Genomic DNA, 1,485 nt, shown 5'->3' on the forward strand with positions numbered 1-1,485 from the left:
ACCATGAAGAGGGTGGTGTTGGTGTCCTGGGCCAGGGCGAGCAGTGCGCGGTGCAGGCCGGTGTCGATGGTGATCGGGACGGTGTCGCCGCGGTAGCTCGCGATCGCGGGCCGGGGTCGGTCGTAGGGCAGTTCCAGCTGGTCGGGTATCCCTTCCAGGGTCTTGGTCCAGAAGTGTAGCTGTCCGTTGACCAGGGAGGAGGGGTCGTCCTCCGAGCCGAGGAGGCCGTGCAGCCACAGGGCGTAGTCGGCGTACTGCACGGGCAGCGGCGACCACCCCGGCGCCACGCCCCCCAGCCGGGCGCGGAACGCGGTCTCCAGATCGCGTCCGAGCGGACCCATCGAGGTGCCGTCGCTCGCGATGTGGTGGACGAGGAGCAGCAGGACGTGCTCGTCGGGGCCGACGGTGAACAGCGTCGGCCGGATCGGGAGGTCGGTGGCCAGGTCGAAGGCGTACTCGCCCGCGTCGCGGAGCGCCGAGGCCAACTCGTCGGCGGAGCAGGTGACTCGACGCAGGACCACGTCCACGACGTCCGTCCCCAGCACCACCTGGGCCGAGCCGCCGTCGTCGAACTCCCGGAACACCGTCCGCAGGCTCTCGTGCCGTATCACGACATCGTTGAGCGCCGTTTCGAGGACCGACGCGTCCAGGTCTCCGGTGATGCGGAAGGCCACCGGGACGTTGTACGTGGCGTTCGCACCCTCCAGCTTGTTCAGGAACCAGAGCCGGTTCTGCGCGGGCGACAGCGGAACGCGCTCCGGACGCTCCGCCGCGGTCAGCGCGGCGCGGGCCGAGCCCGCCTCCGCGATCCGGTCGGTCAGCGTGGCGACGGTGGGCGCTTCGAAGAGGGTCCGCACGGGCAGTTCGACGCCGAGGATGGAGCGGATGCGGCTGACGAGGCGGGTGGCGAGGAGGGAGTGGCCGCCGAGTTCGAAGAAGCTGTCGTCGATGCCGACGGCGGGCACTCCCAGGATCTCGGCGAGCAGGCCGCAGAGGATCTCCTCACGCGGGTCGCGCGGTCCCCGCCCCGTTCCGGCGGCCGTCGTCGTCGGGTCCGGTGCGGGGAGGGCGCGCCGGTCCAGCTTGTTGTTGTTGGTCAGGGGGAGTCGGTCGAGGACGATGAAGGCGGTGGGGAGCATGTACTCGGGGAGCAGGCCGGCCGCGTGGGCGCGTACGGCTTCGGTGTCCACGGTGGTGTCCCCGTCCGGCCCGACGAGGTAGGCGGTGAGGCGTTTGTCGCCGGGCTGGTCCTCGCGGGCGATGACGGCGACCTGGGCGAGTCCGGGGTGGCGGCCCAGTACGGCCTCGATCTCGCCGAGTTCGATGCGGAAGCCGCGGATCTTGACCTGGTCGTCGGCCCGCCCCACGAACTCCAGCAGGCCGCCGGCCGACCAGCGGGCCAGGTCCCCGGTGCGGTACATGCGGGCGCCGTCAGGGCCGAAGGGGTCGGCGACGAAGCGTTCCGCGGTCAGGTCCGGGCGGCCG

At 71.7% G+C, this 1,485-nt stretch carries 1 protein-coding gene; it reads right to left on the reverse strand.

The features are described from left to right. The coding region (locus IE108_RS34625) for a condensation domain-containing protein (RefSeq protein ID WP_189397853.1) at positions 1-1,485 on the reverse strand (1,485 nt) is incomplete at both ends.

The sequence above is a fragment of the Streptomyces parvulus genome (assembly GCF_014648855.1).
GTDB lineage: Bacteria > Actinomycetota > Actinomycetes > Streptomycetales > Streptomycetaceae > Streptomyces > Streptomyces parvulus.